A 14,492-nucleotide genomic window follows, 5' to 3' on the forward strand; every position below is an offset into this window, starting at 1 on the left:
CGCCCCCCAGAGCGGCGTGGGGGGGGGGGGGCGGCTTTAACTTGTGTTGGTTTTGGTGGGCGCGGGGGGGGCGCCGGGGGGGGGGGGGGGGGCCCCCCCCCACCCCGGGTCACGACTACTTCGCCTCGGAGTCGCCGTCGGTCTTCTTCGGCTCTGCGTCCGTCTTCGCCTGGGTCGCCTCGTCGGCCGGCTCATCGGCCGTGTCCTTCTTGCCGAGGTCGACGGCCTTGTCGTCAGCGGGGGCGTCGGCGGCGGAGTCGCCGGTCTCGGTGAGGGAGGAGGCGTCGTCCGGGACGATGTCGGGGTCGGACTTCAGGTCGTGCTCGACGCCGTGGACGATGCGGTTGTACTCGTCGTCCGTGAGGACGGCACCGATCGCGTTCTTGGCGAAGAGGAGTTCGACGCCGGGACCGGCGTCGACGAGGACGGTGTCCTCATTGACCTCCTTGACCGTGGCGTACATGCCCCCGATGGTGCGGATGCCGCTGCCGGGCTGCATTTGGTTCCGCATGTCCACGGCCTGCTGCTGCTTCTTCTTTGCCGATCGGGTCATCAGGAACATGGCCCCGATGAGCACGATGAACGGGAGGAGGGTCAGGAGACTCACGGGTCGGTACTTCCTTCACACGACCGCGCTGTGAGCGGCCAGATGGTTGGGGGTGTGTACGCCGCCGTCAAAGGCGGCATCGGCGGAGTCTAAGCGAGTCCGCGTGCATGGAACAACGCTCAGCATGGCACCGGGGTTCCTGGTCCGGCCAGTGACCTCGCCGCGAGCGCACCGCCCCGGAGCCGTGGCGGCCGCGTCACGCCCCGAACAGGTCCTGTTGTCCGTTTCCGGAGGTCTGGGAGCGTGGCGGGGTGAGGCCGAGATGCGCCCATGCGGCGGGCGTGGCGACCCGGCCGCGGGGGGTACGGGCCAGCAGCCCCTCCCGTACGAGGAAGGGCTCGGCGACCTCCTCCACGGTCTCACGTTCCTCCCCCACCGCGACAGCGAGCGTGGAGAGGCCGACCGGGCCGCCGCCGAACAGCTTGAGCAGGGCTTCCAGCACGCCGCGGTCGAGGCGGTCAAGGCCGCGCGCGTCCACCTCGTACACCGCGAGGGCGGCCGCCGCGATGTCCCTGGTGATCAGCCCGTCGGCCTTGACCTGCGCGTAGTCGCGGACGCGGCGCAGCAGGCGGTTGGCGATACGGGGCGTGCCGCGGGAGCGTCCGGCGATCTCGGCGGCGCCCTCGGGCCGGACCTCGACGTCCAGGAGGCCGGCCGAGCGGTGGATGACCCGCTCCAGTTCGGCCGGTTCGTAGAACTCCATGTGCGCGGTGAAGCCGAAGCGGTCGCGCAGCGGGGGCGGGAGCAGGCCGGCCCGGGTGGTGGCGCCGACCAGGGTGAAGGGGGGCAGCTCCAGCGGGATGGCCGTGGCACCGGGGCCCTTGCCGACGATGACGTCGACGCGGAAGTCCTCCATGGCCATGTACAGCATCTCCTCGGCGGGCCGGGACATGCGGTGGATCTCGTCGAGGAAGAGGACCTCGCCCTCCTGGAGGGAGGAGAGGATCGCGGCGAGGTCGCCGGCGTGCTGGATGGCGGGGCCCGAGGTGATGCGGATCGGGGCGCCCATCTCGGCCGCGATGATCATGGACAGGGTGGTCTTGCCGAGGCCGGGGGCGCCGGAGAGCAGCACGTGGTCGGCTGTGGCCCCCCGCGCGCGTGCGGCGCGCAGCACGAGGTCGAGCTGTTCGCGGACCTTCTCCTGGCCGATGAACTCGTCCAGGTCCTTGGGGCGCAGGGCTGCCTCGACGGCCTGGTCCTCACGGTCGGCGACAGAGTCCACCAGCCGCTCTCCGGCGGTGGTGTCGGTCGTGTCGTCCCAGTTCATAGATGTGCCTCAGAGAATCGTGGATCAGCGGGCTCGGTTCAGCGTCTGCAGGGCCGCCTTCAGCAGCTGCCCCACCTGGGGCGTGCCCTCGACGGCCTCGGCCTGCGGGGTCACGGCGGCGACGGCCTCGTCGGCCTCCCGGGTCGCGTAGCCGAGGCCGATCAGGGCCGCGTGCAACTGGTCGCGCCAGCCGCTGCTGACCGGCGCGCCGACGGCGGGTGCACCGACCGGCGCGCCGAGCCGGTCCTTCAGCTCCAGGAGCAGTTTCTGCGCTCCCTTCTTGCCGATGCCGGGGACGGCGGTGAGGGCCTTCTCGTCGGCGGTGGCGACGGCCCGGCGCAGCGCGTCCGGGGTGTGCACGGCCAGCATCGCCTGGGCGAGTCTCGGTCCCACGCCGCTCGCGGTCTGGAGCAGCTCGAAGACCTGCCTCTCGTCGTCGTCCGCGAAGCCGTAGAGGGTCAGGGAGTCTTCCCGTACGACCAGGGAGGTGTGCAGCTTGGCCGGCTTGCCCATGCGGAGCGTGGACAGCGTGTTCGGGGTGCACTGGACGGCCATGCCGACGCCGCCGACCTCGACGACGGCGGCGTCCGGAGCGAGTGCGGCCACTGTGCCGCTGACGAAGGCGATCATGCCGTCCGGCCTTTCGGTGCTTTGGCGGTGTGCAGGGCGACGGCCTGCTGAAGGCGGTTCTGCGCGGGGGCGCGCCAGATGTGGCAGATGGCGAGGGCGAGGGCGTCGGCCGCGTCGGCGGGCTTGGGCGGGGCGCTGAGCCGGAGCAGGCGGGTCACCATGGCACCCACCTGTGCCTTGTCGGCCCGGCCGCTGCCGGTGACGGCGGCCTTGACCTCGCTCGGGGTGTGCAGCGCGACGGGGATCCCGCGGCGGGCGGCACAGAGCATGGCGACGGCGCTCGCCTGGGCCGTGCCCATCACGGTACGGACGTTGTGCTGGCTGAAGACGCGCTCGACGGCGACGAACTCGGGGCGGTGCTCGTCGAGCCACTGCTCGATGCCCTGCTCGACGGCGACGAGGCGGTGGCCGAGGTCGGCGTCCGCGGGCGTGCGGACGACGCCGACGCCGATCATCGTGAGCGGCCGCCCGGCGACGCCCTCGACGACGCCGACACCACACCGGGTCAGTCCCGGGTCCACCCCCAGTACGCGCACGCGCCGCCCTCCCTTTCGCTCACCTGTTTGTGCAGGCTATCGGGTGCCACCGACAACGCGACGGGCCGACGGGGTGTGTCCCGTCGGCCCGTTGGCTCGGTGGAGTCCGGAATGTGGAGTCCGGAGTTACGCGTCGACCTTCTCCATGACCTCGTCGCTCACGTCGAAGTTGGCGAAGACGTTCTGCACGTCGTCGCTGTCCTCGAGCGCGTCGATCAGCTTGAAGATCTTCCTGGCGCCCTCCTCGTCCAGCTCCACCTGGACGGACGGCACGAAGCTGGAGTCGGCGGAGTCGTAGTCGATCCCCGCGTCCTGGAGGGCGGTGCGGACCGCGACCAGGTCGGTGGCCTCGCTGATGACCTCGAAGGTCTCACCGAGGTCGTTGACCTCCTCGGCGCCCGCGTCCAGGACGGCCGTGAGGACGTCGTCCTCGCTCAGCTCGCCCTTGGGGACGATGACGACGCCCTTGCGGCTGAACATGTACGACACCGAACCCGGGTCGGCCATCGAGCCGCCGTTGCGGGTCATGGCGACGCGGACGTCGGAGGCCGCGCGGTTGCGGTTGTCGGTGAGGCACTCGATGAGCACCGCGACGCCGTTCGGTCCGTAGCCCTCGTACATGATCGTCTCGTAGTCGGCGCCGCCGGCCTCGAGGCCGCCGCCACGCTTGACCGCGGAGTCGATGTTCTTGTTCGGGACCGACTGCTTCTTGGCCTTCTGGATGGCGTCGTAGAGAGTCGGGTTGCCCTCGATGTCGACGCCGCCCATGCGGGCCGCGACCTCGATGTTCTTGATCAGCTTCGCGAAGAGCTTGCCGCGCTTGGCGTCGATCACGGCCTTCTTGTGCTTCGTCGTAGCCCATTTAGAGTGGCCGGACATCTGCCTGTCTCCTTCGCGTAACCCATCTCAGCAACGAACGCAGGAATCCTACAAGGACTCGGCTGTCCGGTTCCCCCGCACCATGTCGACGAACAGGGCGTGCACCCGGTGGTCGCCGGTCAGTTCCGGGTGGAACGACGTGGCCAGCACGGTGCCCTGGCGGACCGCGACGATATGGCCGTCGTGCTCGGCGAGCACCTCCGCCCGGGCGCCGACGGACTCCACCCAGGGGGCCCGGATGAAGACGCCCTCCACCGGGTCGCCCTCGACGCCCTTGACTCCGACGGCCGCCTCGAAGGACTCGTTCTGCCGCCCGAAGGCGTTACGGCGCACGATCATGTCGATCCCGCCGATGGTCTCCTGCCCGGAGCGCGGGTCGAGGATCTTGTCGGCGAGCATGATCATGCCGGCGCAGGTGCCGTAGACGGGCATGCCGTCCCGCACGCGTGCGCGCAGGGGCTCCATCAGGCCGAACAGGACGGCCAGCTTGGAGATGGTGGTGGACTCGCCACCGGGGATGACGAGGCCGTCGACCTCGGCGAGTTCTTCGGGGCGCCGCACCGGCCTGGCCACGGCATCGGCCGCGGCCAGGGCGACGAGGTGCTCCCGTACGTCGCCCTGGAGGGCCAGGACGCCTATGACGGGGGTGTCGCTCATGGGTTCCTGTGCCTTACCAGCCGCGGTTGGCGTAGCGCTCGGTCTCGGGGAGGGTGTCGCAGTTGATGCCGACCATGGCCTCGCCGAGGTTGCGGGAGGCGTCGGCGATGATCTTCGGGTCGTCGTAGAAGGTGGTGGCCTTCACGATGGCGGCGGCGCGCTTGGCGGGGTCGCCGGACTTGAAGATGCCGGAGCCGACGAAGACGCCCTCGGCGCCGAGCTGGCGCATGAGCGCGGCGTCGGCGGGAGTGGCGACGCCGCCGGCGGAGAACAGCACCACGGGGAGCTTGCCGAGCTCGGAGACTTCCTTGACCAGCTCGTACGGGGCGCGCAGCTCCTTGGCTGCGGCGTACAGCTCGTTGTTGTCGTAGCCGCGCAGGCGGGCGATCTCGTTCTTGATCTGACGCAGGTGGCGGACGGCCTCGACGACGTTGCCGGTGCCGGCCTCCCCCTTGGAGCGGATCATCGCGGCGCCCTCGGCGATGCGGCGCAGGGCCTCGCCCAGGTTGGTGGCGCCGCAGACGAAGGGGGTGGTGAAGGCGAACTTGTCGCTGTGGTTGACCTCGTCGGCCGGGGTGAGGACCTCGGACTCGTCGATGTAGTCGACGCCGAGGGACTGCAGGACCTGGGCCTCGACGAAGTGACCGATGCGGGACTTGGCCATGACCGGGATGGAGACGGCGTCGATGATGCCCTCGATCATGTCCGGGTCGGACATGCGGGCCACGCCGCCGTCCTTGCGGATGTCGGCGGGGACCCGCTCCAGGGCCATGACGGCGACGGCGCCCGCGTCCTCGGCGATCTTCGCCTGCTCCGGCGTGACGACGTCCATGATCACGCCGCCCTTGAGCTGCTCGGCCATGCCGCGCTTCACACGGGCGGTACCGGTCTCGGGAGCCTGGTTTTCGGAGATGGACACGGGTGACCTCGCTGAGGGAAAGGGGGTTTCTGCAGCACCGAGGAAACGTGAGAGGACCAGGCCACAGCAAGGGCCAATGGGAACGCCGTGGATCCTTTTGCGAGCCACGGCCGGGAAACGCCCGGTGGGACGGGGCTCAGGCGGCCCGGTCGACCAGGGCCACCGGAGGCTCGTCGTCCATTTCGAAGGCCATCGGGAAGGGCGCGTGACCGGCCAGGCGGAACCAGCGCACCTTGCGGTGCCGGCGCAGGGCCCGGGCAGCGCGTACGGCGTCGTTGTGGAAGCGCCGGGCCATCGGCACCCTGCGGACGGCCTCGGTGAGTTCCCGGGCCGCTTCCTCTCCCCCGGGTGCCTCCCGCACCGCCTCCACCTGAGGGGCCTCTCCGAAGACGGCCCGCAGCGCCTGGCTCAGTTCGCTCTCGGCGACCTCCCGCTGGTCCTCCTCGGCCTGCCGGGCGGCGTGTGCGGCCTCGTACAGCACGATCGAGGCGGCCGGGTCCAGGACCCCCGAGGTCGCGAGTTCCTGGGCCACCGAGGCCCGGCGCAGCAGCTGCGCGTCCAGGGCGGCCCGGGCGGCGTCGATCCGGGCGTGGAGACGGTCGAGCCGGCCGGCGGTCCAGCTCAGGTAGAGCCCGATCGCGACCAGGGCGACGGCGATCCAGATGAGAGTGGTGGTCACGGGCGGCAAGGCTAGCGGCAGGAGGGTCCCCGCCGTTCGCCCAGCCCCGCCCGTGGTCAGCCGTTGCGGTCCTCCGCCAGGGGCGGGATGGACATGAGGGTCTTGAAGTGTCCCTTGGGGTGGCCCTCGCCGACGAGTTGCCGCTCCGCCTCGACCCAGGCGTGGGCGGCGAAGGGGTGGGTGCGCACCCCGGTGCACCAGGTGGGCCAGGCGCCGCGCATGCGGCACAGCAGGGCGGTGGCGATGGAGCGCTGCAGGCAGCCCTGCCCGGCGCAGCGCAGGCTGACGGACACGACCTCCTCGCGGGCTCTGAGCGCCTGCGCGAGCGTCGCGGGGGCGGCGCCCCGGCGGGCGAACTCCAGGACGGTGCGCAGCCGGGCGGGTCTGACCCTGGCCAGCAGCCGGGCGACGCCCACGGCCAGCAGGGGCAGGAACCTGCGGTGCACAGGCAGACGGCGCCGTTCGGCCAGCGCGACGGGCATGCTCAAGAGATCACCAGTTCCGAGCCTCGCAGCCGCTCGATCACGGCGCTCACGTCGCGTTCGGCCTGCTGGGAGTCGATCCCGTACCGGCTCGCGAGGCCGGTGGCGATGGCGGCGGGCTGCTGCCCGTCGAGCAGTTCGCGCAGCACGTGGGCGCCGGTGTTGTTCAACTGCCAGTAACGGCCGGTTCGTTCGTTGAGCAGCACCGTGCCGTCGTCGGTGTCGGTGGTGCTCACGTCAGGGTGCAGGCGCACGGGCGTCGAACCTCCAGGCAGGGGTGGGGCGGGTGGCGGCGCGCAGCCAGGTCTCGCAGCCGATCAGGGGTTCCAGGGCGATCCTCATGGAGTTGTCCGGCTGGGGTGCGAGCAGCCGGGTGCGCAGTGCCTCGGGGTCGATCAGGCCCCGGGCGGCCAGGGCCGAGTCGTCGAGCATCTCCAGGATCGCGGGCAGGTTGCGGCGCAGCCCGCTGTTGGCCTCGTCGCTGAACTCGCCCTTGGTGGAGCGGCCCAGCACGGGCTGCGGGACGATGCCGCGCATCGCGTCGGCGAGCAGGGGCTTGTAGCGCCAGGGGCCCGCGTGCTCGTGGGTGCGGACCGCCAGGACCGCCTCCACCACGCGGTCGTCGAAGAAGGGCGAGTCGAGCTGTACACCGTCGTCGGCGAACACGCGGGCCAGTTGCCGGTACCAGGGGGCGGCGGTGCGCACGGCGAGGAGCGACTGGTGTTGTGCCAGGTCGCCGGAGAGCGGCTGTACCCGGGTCGCGGTGTCCCGCAGGGCCTCCCGGGCCGCCTCGATCGCGGTGCCGGTGGCCCAGGACGGTGCGCGCAGGGTCCACAGGCCCCACCCGAGTGCGGGGCGGCGTCTGGGCGGGGGCGGGTCGGTGAGCCGGTCGGCCTGGCCGCGCCACCAGGCGGCTTCGTCACCGGGGCGGGTCAGCGCGGCCAGGGTCGGCAGGACGGGCCAGCGGCTCAGCGCGGCGTATCCGCGGACGTGCCGCAGGGCGGTCAGCGGACGGCGGCGGAGCAGTCGGTGGAGGTAGCCGGGGAACGGGGTGAACAGTTCGTCGCCGCCGTGTCCGGCGAGGTGCCTGCGCGATCCGGTGCCGGCCAGCAGGCGGGCCGTGTGCCGGGTGCGGGCGAGGGTGCGGGCGAACGGGTAGGGGCCCTCGGTGTCCACCGGCTCGTCGAAGTCGGTGAACAGGGAGGGGAGTTCACCCGGCGGGACCACGAGGTGCTCGGCGCGGTCGAGGGCGCCGATGGCGTGGCCGGCGAAGGCGGCGTCGTCGTTGCCCGCCTCGGCCTCGCCCCAGCGGAACGTCACCAGCTCGGGCGTGCTCCGGGCGGCGAGGAAGCACAGCGAGGTGGAGTCCATGCCGCCGGACAGGTCGGTGCTCAGCCGGCCTCGCTCGGGCGCGCGGTGTTCGAAGGCCGAGGTGAGAGCCTGCCGCACGGCCTCGGTGCCTGCCGTCAGGGTCAGTTCGGGGGCCGGCGGCCGCCACCAGCGTGTCTCGCGTATCCGCTCGTGTTCCCACACCAGGCAGTGGTCCGGGGCAAGGGCGGATATCCCGGCCCAGAGGGGCCGGTCGCCCAGCGGGGGCGGCAGGAACCCGCCGGTGGCCACGCGCAGGGCCAGGGCCTGTTCGTCGATCCCGGCACCGGTCATCGCGGCGAGGACGTCGGCCCGGTCGGCTGCCACCTCGACCTCGTCCACCCGGGTGCGGAACACCCGGCGCAGTCCGGTGGCGCTGCCCTGGAAGCGGACCTCCCCGTGGGCCGAGACGACCATGTGGCAGGAGCCGGGCAGGGACGTGGCGAGGGCGTCCGCGTCGGACACCGTCCGTATGCGGGCGGCCAGTTCGGAGAGCCGGGCGGCGGGGAGGGGGCAGACCCCGACCACCGCCACCCGCACCGGGCCCGTGGTGACCACCGTGATCTCGCCGGTGGACCAGCGGCCCACGAGCCACGGCCGCCCCGAGGCGTGCGTGTACTCCTGCGGCGACGCCCACGGCACGGCCGCGCGAGCGGCCGCCGCCGCTGCCGTGTCCGGCAGGACCACGAACCCGGTGCTGCTCATCTGCTCATCTCTCCGAGCGTGCTCGTGCCGGCGAGAGCCGGCGCGACGACTGTCAGAAGCCGCCCGAGTAGTGACCGAAGATGTCGTTGCCCCAGCCGATGAAGCCCAGGGTGTCCTCGTTGAACTCTCCGACCTCGGTCAGCGTCGGCGGGGCATAAGGCTCGGCGGTCGTGAGCTCGATCTGCTCGTCCACAACATCTCCTCCCGTTACAAGGGGCAGCCGGTCAGCTACCCATTGCACCGTACATTCGGGAGTGATTCATGATCCATCGGTTTTCACTCAAGTCCCGGCAGTCACTTCGCACACCCGAGCGACACGGAAAGATCACGGGTGATCTGCGCAATCGATCATCCGGCCCAGGGGCACCCGCACGCCCGACCTGCCCCTTCGGCATGGCCTGAAATAGACCCCGACCCGCCCTTTCGGCATGGCCTGAAAAAGACCCGGCGCCCGCCCCGGCGTCCGCCCGTCAGTCCCGGGCGAACCCCAGCCGCCCCCACAGCCCGGTCGTCCGCTCGTCCTCGGCCACCGCCGCCGCTCCCGCCGTGACCGTCTCGTAGACCGACAGGATGTCCGCGCCGACGGTCGACCAGTCGAAGCGCCGCACGTGGGCGCTCCCCCGCTCGCGCAGCTCCGCCAGCCGTTCCGGGTCCGCCAGGAGCCGTACGGCCGCGTCGGCCAGGGCGTCGGCGTCCTCGTTGGGGAACAGCTCGCCGGCCGCTCCCCGGTCCAGGACCTGGGCGAAGGCGTCCAGGTCGGAGGCGAGGACGGGGGCTGACGCGGACATGGCCTCGACGAGGATGATGCCGAAGCTCTCGCCGCCGGTGTTCGGTGCGACGTACAGGTCGACGCTGCGCAGGAAGCGGGCCTTGTCCTCGTCGCTGACCATGCCGAGGAACTCGACGCGGGCGCGCAGCTCGGCCGGCAGGGACTCGACGGCCTCCTTCTCGTCGCCGCGCCCGGCGACCAGCAGCCGGGTCTGCGGACGCGCCGCGAGGATCTTCGGCAGCGCCTTCATCAGCACCGGGAGTCCCTTGCGGGGCTCGTCGATACGCCCGATGAAGCCGATCGTGTCGCCCTGCCACTCGGCCTTGGGCTCGGCGTCGGCGAAGAAGTCGACGTCGACGCCGTTGGGGATCACGACCGCGTCGCCGCCGAGGTGCTCCACCAGCGTGCGGCGGGCGTACTCGCTCACCGCGATGCGGGCGCTGATCTTCTCCAGGGCGGCCTGGAGGATCGAGTACGCGGCGATCATCGCGCGGGAGCGCGGGTTGGACGTGTGGAACGTGGCCACGATCGGCCCCTGGGCGGCCCAGCAGGTCAGCAGCCCCAGGGACGGCGAGGTCGGCTCATGGATGTGGATCACGTCGAACGCACCGTCGTGCAACCAGCGGCGCACCCGGGCGGCGCTCAGGAAGCCGAAGTTCAGCCGGGCCACCGACCCGTTGTACGGCACCGGCACCGCACGTCCGGCCGAGACCACGTACGGCGGCAGCGGGGTGTCGTCGTCGGCCGGGGCCAGGACGGACACCTCGTGGCCGAGGCGGATGAAGTACTCGGCGAGGTCACGGATGTGGAACTGCACGCCGCCCGGGACGTCCCAGGAGTACGGGCAGACGATACCGATCCTCACGTGGATCCCTTCGCTGGATCGAGGTCGGCGAGCCACAGGCGCTGCAGCATGTGCCAGTCCTCCGGATGGTCGGCGATCCCGGTGGCGAAGGCGTCGGCCAGCGCCTGTGTCATGACGGACGTCTTCTCGGCGCGCGTGCCCGGCTCGGGGACCTCGACGGGCGGGTGGACGCGCCCCTGCATCACGGGCGAGTCGTCGTACCAGAGGGTGACGGGCAGCAGCAGGGCGCCGGTCTGCTGGGCGAGCAGGGCGGGCCCGGCCGGCATACGGGCCGTGGCGCCGAAGAAGTCCACCTCGACGCCGGAGGCCGACAGGTCACGGTCGGCGACCAGGCAGACCAGGCCGCCGTCGCGCAGGCGTCGGGCCAGGGTGCCGAAGGCGGTGCCGCCGCTGTGCGGCAGTACCTCCATGCCGAGGCCCTCGCGGTAGGCGACGAACCGGTCGTAGAGCGTCTCGGGCTTCAGGCGCTCGGCGACCGTGGTGAAGGGGATGCCGAGCTTCGTGGTGACCCAGGCGCCGGCGAGGTCCCAGTTGGCGAGGTGCGGCAGGGCGAGTATGACGCCCTTGCCCGCGGCCATGCCCTCGGTGAGGTGGTGCAGGTCCTTCGGCTCGAAACCGCCCTTGATCCGCTCCCTGCTCCAGGCCGGGAGGCGGAAGGACTCCATCCAGTAGCGCAGGTAGGAGCGCATGCCCGCGCGGGACAGCTCGGCGAGGCGCTCGGGGCCGGCGCCGGGCAGCACGCGCGCGTAGTTGCTCTCCAGACGCTGGACGCCCTTGCCGCGCTGCTTCCAGGCCAGGTCGGCGATGCTCCGGCCGAGCCGTGCGGCGACGGGCTCGGGGAGCTTCTTGACCGTGCCCCAGCCGAGGCCGTACAGCGCGTCCGTCAGCCGGTCCTGAGCGCTCACGTGGCCGCCTCGCTCCCGTGAGAGGCGTTCCGCTGCTCGTCCTGGCCGTCGGGCTCGGCCGCCGCCTCGGCCTCCGCGGACTCCCGGCGGACCGTGACGACCCGCTGGATCAGCGTGACGAGGCTGCCCACGGCGACGATCCACAGCGCGACGGGCAGCAGGTACTGGATGCCGGGCACACCGAACTTGTGCAGGCCCGCGAACCCCGCCGCGACCAGGGAGATCACCAGCCGCTCGGCCCGCTCGACGAGCCCGTTGACCGCCACCGGCAGGCCGATCGACTCGCCCCGGGCCTTGGTGTACGACACCACCTGCCCGCTGGCCAGACAGAAGATCGAGACGGCGCACAGGACGAGGTCGTCGCCCCCGCCCGCGTACCAGAGGATGAAGCCGCCGAAGATCGCGCCGTCGGCGACCCGGTCGAGCGTGGAGTCCAGGAAGGCGCCCCAGCGGCTGGAGCGGCCCAGCTGACGGGCCATGTTGCCGTCGACGAGGTCGGAGAACACGAACAGCGTGATCACGACCGTGCCCCAGAAGAACTCGCCCATGGGGTAGAAGACCAGCGCGCCCGCGACCACACCGGCCGTGCCGATGAGCGTGACGGTGTCGGGGCTCACGCCCCGCCGGATCAGAAACGCGGCGAACGGTGTGAGGACACGCGTGAAGAATGCACGCGCGTACTTGTTCAGCATGGCCTTCCCGAGGGTCGGTGTCGCCGTCTGGCCCCTGCTGGCCACCGGCTGGCCCATCGTAGTCACGCGCGCGCGTGGGCGAGGGGCGGGCACCCGGACCCCTTTCGGGGGAACTCGCGAGCCCCCGGCTGGGCGGCGCGCTCACGTCGTTCGTATGGACGCGCCGTGACGGGAGTGGGAAGGTCGAATGACCGCGGGCGTCGCCGGAGCCGCACCGCACGCGGGTTCCGCGTGTCCGCGCCCACAGGGACCTCACCGTGCACGGGAGGCAGGATCATGGGCGACAAGGCACAGACACACCCCGGGGCCGCCGGCAGGGCACAAGCGGCCGACCACCCTCAGTCCGTACGGAATGTGGTGCTGGTCGGCCACTCCGGATCGGGCAAGACCACGTTGGTGGAGGCCCTCGCACTCACGGCGGGGGCGGTGAACCGGGCGGGCCGCGTGGAGGACGGCGGCACCGTCTCCGACTACGACGACATCGAGCACCGGCAGCAGCGCTCGGTGCAGCTTTCCCTGGTGCCCGTCGAGTGGGACGGCATCAAGGTCAATCTCCTCGACACCCCCGGATACGCCGACTTCGTCGGCGAGCTCAGGGCCGGTCTGCGCGCGGCGGACGCGGCCCTCTTCGTCGTCTCGGCCTCGGACGGCGTGGACGGCTCGACCCGCACGGTGTGGGAGGAGTGCGCGGCCGTGGGCATGCCCCGGGCCATCGTCGTCACGCACCTGGAGTCGGCGCGTTCCGACTTCGAGGAGATGACCCGGACCTGCGCGGAGGCCTTCGGCGCGGACGACCCCGACGCGGTCCTGCCGCTCTACCTGCCGCTGCACGGCCCCCAGGCCCCCGACGGGCACGCACCCGTGACCGGGCTGATCGGGCTGCTGTCGCAGAAGCTGTTCGACTACTCGACCGGCGAGCGCAAGGAGTCCGAGCCGGGCGAGGACCAGCTGCCGCTGATCGAGGAGGCCCGCAACCGGCTCATCGAGGGGATCATCTCGGAGAGCGAGGACGAGACCCTCATGGACCGCTACCTCGGCGGGGAGCCCGTCGACGTCAAGACACTCATCGACGACCTGGAGCGGGCCGTCGCGCGCGGGGTCTTCTTCCCCGTCCTGGCCGCCGCCCCCGCGGGTGAGGGCGCCCGGCAGGGGCTCGGCACCCTGGAGCTCCTGGAGCTGATCACGCGGGGCTTCCCGACGCCGCTGGAGCACGAGACGGTGCAGGTCACGACCATCGACGGCAAGCCGCGCGAGCTCAAGCCGTGCGACCCGGACGCCCCGCTGGTCGCGGAGGTCGTGAAGACCTCCTCGGACCCGTACGTCGGCCGGCTGTCGCTGATCCGCCTGTTCTCCGGCACCCTGCGCGCCGACCAGACGGTCCACGTCTCCGGGCACGGTCTCGCCGACCGCGGACACGAGGACCACGACGTCGACGAGCGGATCGGCGCCCTGTCCACGCCGTTCGGCAAGCAGCAGCGCCCGGTGTCGCACGTCATCGCGGGCGACCTGGCCTGTGTGGCGAAGCTGGGCCGCGCCGAGACCGGCGACACCCTGTCCGCCAAGGACGACCCGCTGCTCGTGGAGCCGTGGCGGATGCCCGACCCGCTGCTGCCGCTGGCCATCCAGGCGCACAGCAAACCGGACGAGGACAAGCTCTCCCAGGGCCTGGCGCGGCTGGTGGCCGAGGACCCGACGATGCGGCTGGAACAGAACCAGGACACCCACCAGGTGGTGCTGTGGTGCCTGGGCGAGGCGCACGCCGACGTGGCCCTGGAGCGACTGCGCAGCCGGTACGGCGTCCAGGTCGACGTCGTGCCGCACCGGGTGTCCCTGCGCGAGACGTTCGCGACCAGCTCGGCCGGCCGGGGCAGACACGTCAAGCAGTCCGGCGGGCACGGGCAGTTCGCCATCTGCGAGATCGAGGTGGAGCCGCTGCCCGGCGGGTCCGGCATCGAGTTCGTCGACAAGGTCGTGGGCGGCGCGGTGCCCCGGCAGTTCATCCCGTCGGTGGAGAAGGGCATCCGGGCGCAGGCGGCCCGAGGAGTCGCGGCCGGGTACCCGCTCATCGACGTACGGGTGACCCTCCTGGACGGCAAGGCGCACTCGGTGGACTCCTCCGACGCCGCGTTCCAGACGGCCGGTGCGCTCGCGCTGCGGGAGGCCGCGGCCGACGCGAGGATCCATCTGCTGGAGCCGGTGGCCGAGGTGTCGGTGCTGGTCGGCGACGACTTCGTGGGCACCGTGATGAGCGACCTGTCGGGGCGGCGCGGCCGGGTGCTCGGCACCGAGCAGACACCCGGCGGGCGCACCCTGATCCGGGCCGAGGTGCCCGAGATCGAGATCGGCCGGTACGCCATCGACCTGCGGTCGATGGCGCACGGCACGGCGGGGTTCAGCCGCCGGTACGCGCGGCACGAACCGATGCCCCAGCAGGTCGCGGACCGGGTGCGCGAAGAGGAGCGCAAGGCCTCCTAGTTGGCGCCCGGCGCCACCAAGTGCCCCCCGGTGGGCTCCCCTCCGCGGGGGTGGACG

The 14,492-nt window shown here is 71.9% G+C and carries 16 protein-coding genes; 1 reads left to right on the top strand and 15 read right to left on the bottom strand.

Annotation, left to right across the window (positions count from 1 at the left end; all coding sequences use genetic code 11):
• Positions 1–115: 115 nt before the first annotated feature.
• The 15 genes from yajC to pgsA all read right to left on the bottom strand — a co-directional run bounded on the left by yajC (position 116) and on the right by pgsA (position 12,017).
• Positions 116–607 carry a preprotein translocase subunit YajC gene (gene yajC, locus ACFCXS_RS22015; protein WP_376645048.1) on the bottom strand — a complete coding sequence of 164 codons (492 nt, stop codon included), beginning with the start codon at positions 605–607 and terminating at the stop codon, positions 116–118.
• 196 nt (positions 608–803) lie between these two features.
• The gene (gene ruvB / locus ACFCXS_RS22020) at positions 804–1,874 is read right to left on the bottom strand and encodes a Holliday junction branch migration DNA helicase RuvB (RefSeq protein WP_376645049.1); all 1,071 of its coding nucleotides are present in this window, start codon (positions 1,872–1,874) and stop codon (positions 804–806) included.
• Positions 1,875–1,898: 24 nt separating this feature from the next.
• Positions 1,899–2,504, bottom strand: coding sequence for a Holliday junction branch migration protein RuvA (gene ruvA / locus ACFCXS_RS22025; protein WP_376645050.1), 606 nt, complete (start codon positions 2,502–2,504; stop codon positions 1,899–1,901).
• Positions 2,501–3,040: a crossover junction endodeoxyribonuclease RuvC gene (gene ruvC / locus ACFCXS_RS22030; protein WP_175431467.1), complete on the bottom strand. Its 540-nt coding sequence runs from the start codon at positions 3,038–3,040 to the stop codon at positions 2,501–2,503. The genes ruvA and ruvC overlap by 4 nt, the downstream gene beginning before the upstream one ends.
• A 126-nt stretch (positions 3,041–3,166) precedes the next feature.
• Positions 3,167–3,919 (bottom strand): YebC/PmpR family DNA-binding transcriptional regulator, encoded by a 753-nt coding sequence (locus ACFCXS_RS22035; protein WP_376645051.1) that lies wholly within the window; start codon positions 3,917–3,919, stop codon positions 3,167–3,169.
• A 48-nt stretch (positions 3,920–3,967) separates the two neighbouring features.
• A complete protein-coding gene (gene pdxT, locus ACFCXS_RS22040) occupies positions 3,968–4,576 on the bottom strand; it encodes a pyridoxal 5'-phosphate synthase glutaminase subunit PdxT (protein ID WP_376645052.1) in 609 nt (202 codons plus the stop codon).
• Positions 4,577–4,589: 13 nt separating this feature from the next.
• Positions 4,590–5,495 (bottom strand): pyridoxal 5'-phosphate synthase lyase subunit PdxS, encoded by a 906-nt coding sequence (gene pdxS / locus ACFCXS_RS22045; protein ID WP_358570179.1) that lies wholly within the window; start codon positions 5,493–5,495, stop codon positions 4,590–4,592.
• A gap of 136 nt (positions 5,496–5,631) precedes the next feature.
• Positions 5,632–6,174 (bottom strand): hypothetical protein, encoded by a 543-nt coding sequence (locus ACFCXS_RS22050; protein ID WP_376645053.1) that lies wholly within the window; start codon positions 6,172–6,174, stop codon positions 5,632–5,634.
• A 56-nt stretch (positions 6,175–6,230) separates the two neighbouring features.
• Positions 6,231–6,662: a lasso peptide biosynthesis B2 protein gene (locus ACFCXS_RS22055; RefSeq protein WP_376645054.1), complete on the bottom strand. Its 432-nt coding sequence runs from the start codon at positions 6,660–6,662 to the stop codon at positions 6,231–6,233.
• A complete protein-coding gene (locus tag ACFCXS_RS22060; RefSeq protein ID WP_376645055.1) occupies positions 6,659–6,892 on the bottom strand; it encodes a lasso peptide biosynthesis PqqD family chaperone in 234 nt (77 codons plus the stop codon). The genes ACFCXS_RS22055 and ACFCXS_RS22060 overlap by 4 nt, the downstream gene beginning before the upstream one ends.
• 1 nt (position 6,893) lies before the next feature.
• The gene (locus ACFCXS_RS22065; RefSeq protein WP_376645056.1) at positions 6,894–8,729 is read right to left on the bottom strand and encodes a lasso peptide isopeptide bond-forming cyclase; all 1,836 of its coding nucleotides are present in this window, start codon (positions 8,727–8,729) and stop codon (positions 6,894–6,896) included.
• Between the two features lie 52 nt (positions 8,730–8,781).
• Positions 8,782–8,922, bottom strand: coding sequence for a lasso RiPP family leader peptide-containing protein (locus ACFCXS_RS22070; protein WP_158761618.1), 141 nt, complete (start codon positions 8,920–8,922; stop codon positions 8,782–8,784).
• 277 nt (positions 8,923–9,199) lie between these two features.
• Complete coding sequence (locus ACFCXS_RS22075) at positions 9,200–10,363, bottom strand: glycosyltransferase family 4 protein (protein WP_376645057.1); 1,164 nt, start codon at positions 10,361–10,363, stop codon at positions 9,200–9,202.
• A complete protein-coding gene (locus tag ACFCXS_RS22080) occupies positions 10,360–11,268 on the bottom strand; it encodes a phosphatidylinositol mannoside acyltransferase (RefSeq protein WP_376645058.1) in 909 nt (302 codons plus the stop codon). The genes ACFCXS_RS22075 and ACFCXS_RS22080 overlap by 4 nt, the downstream gene beginning before the upstream one ends.
• Complete coding sequence (gene pgsA / locus ACFCXS_RS22085) at positions 11,265–12,017, bottom strand: phosphatidylinositol phosphate synthase (RefSeq protein WP_376645282.1); 753 nt, start codon at positions 12,015–12,017, stop codon at positions 11,265–11,267. Before pgsA ends, ACFCXS_RS22080 begins: the two co-directional genes overlap by 4 nt.
• A gap of 219 nt (positions 12,018–12,236) precedes the next feature.
• Between pgsA and ACFCXS_RS22090 the strand changes: the two genes are divergently transcribed.
• Positions 12,237–14,435, top strand: a complete 2,199-nt coding sequence (locus tag ACFCXS_RS22090; RefSeq protein ID WP_376645059.1) for an elongation factor G-like protein EF-G2 — start codon at positions 12,237–12,239, stop codon at positions 14,433–14,435.
• The last annotated feature ends 57 nt before the right edge of the window (positions 14,436–14,492 follow it).

The sequence above is a fragment of the Streptomyces sp. NPDC056373 genome, assembly GCF_042262425.1.
In the GTDB taxonomy this organism is placed as follows: domain Bacteria; phylum Actinomycetota; class Actinomycetes; order Streptomycetales; family Streptomycetaceae; genus Streptomyces.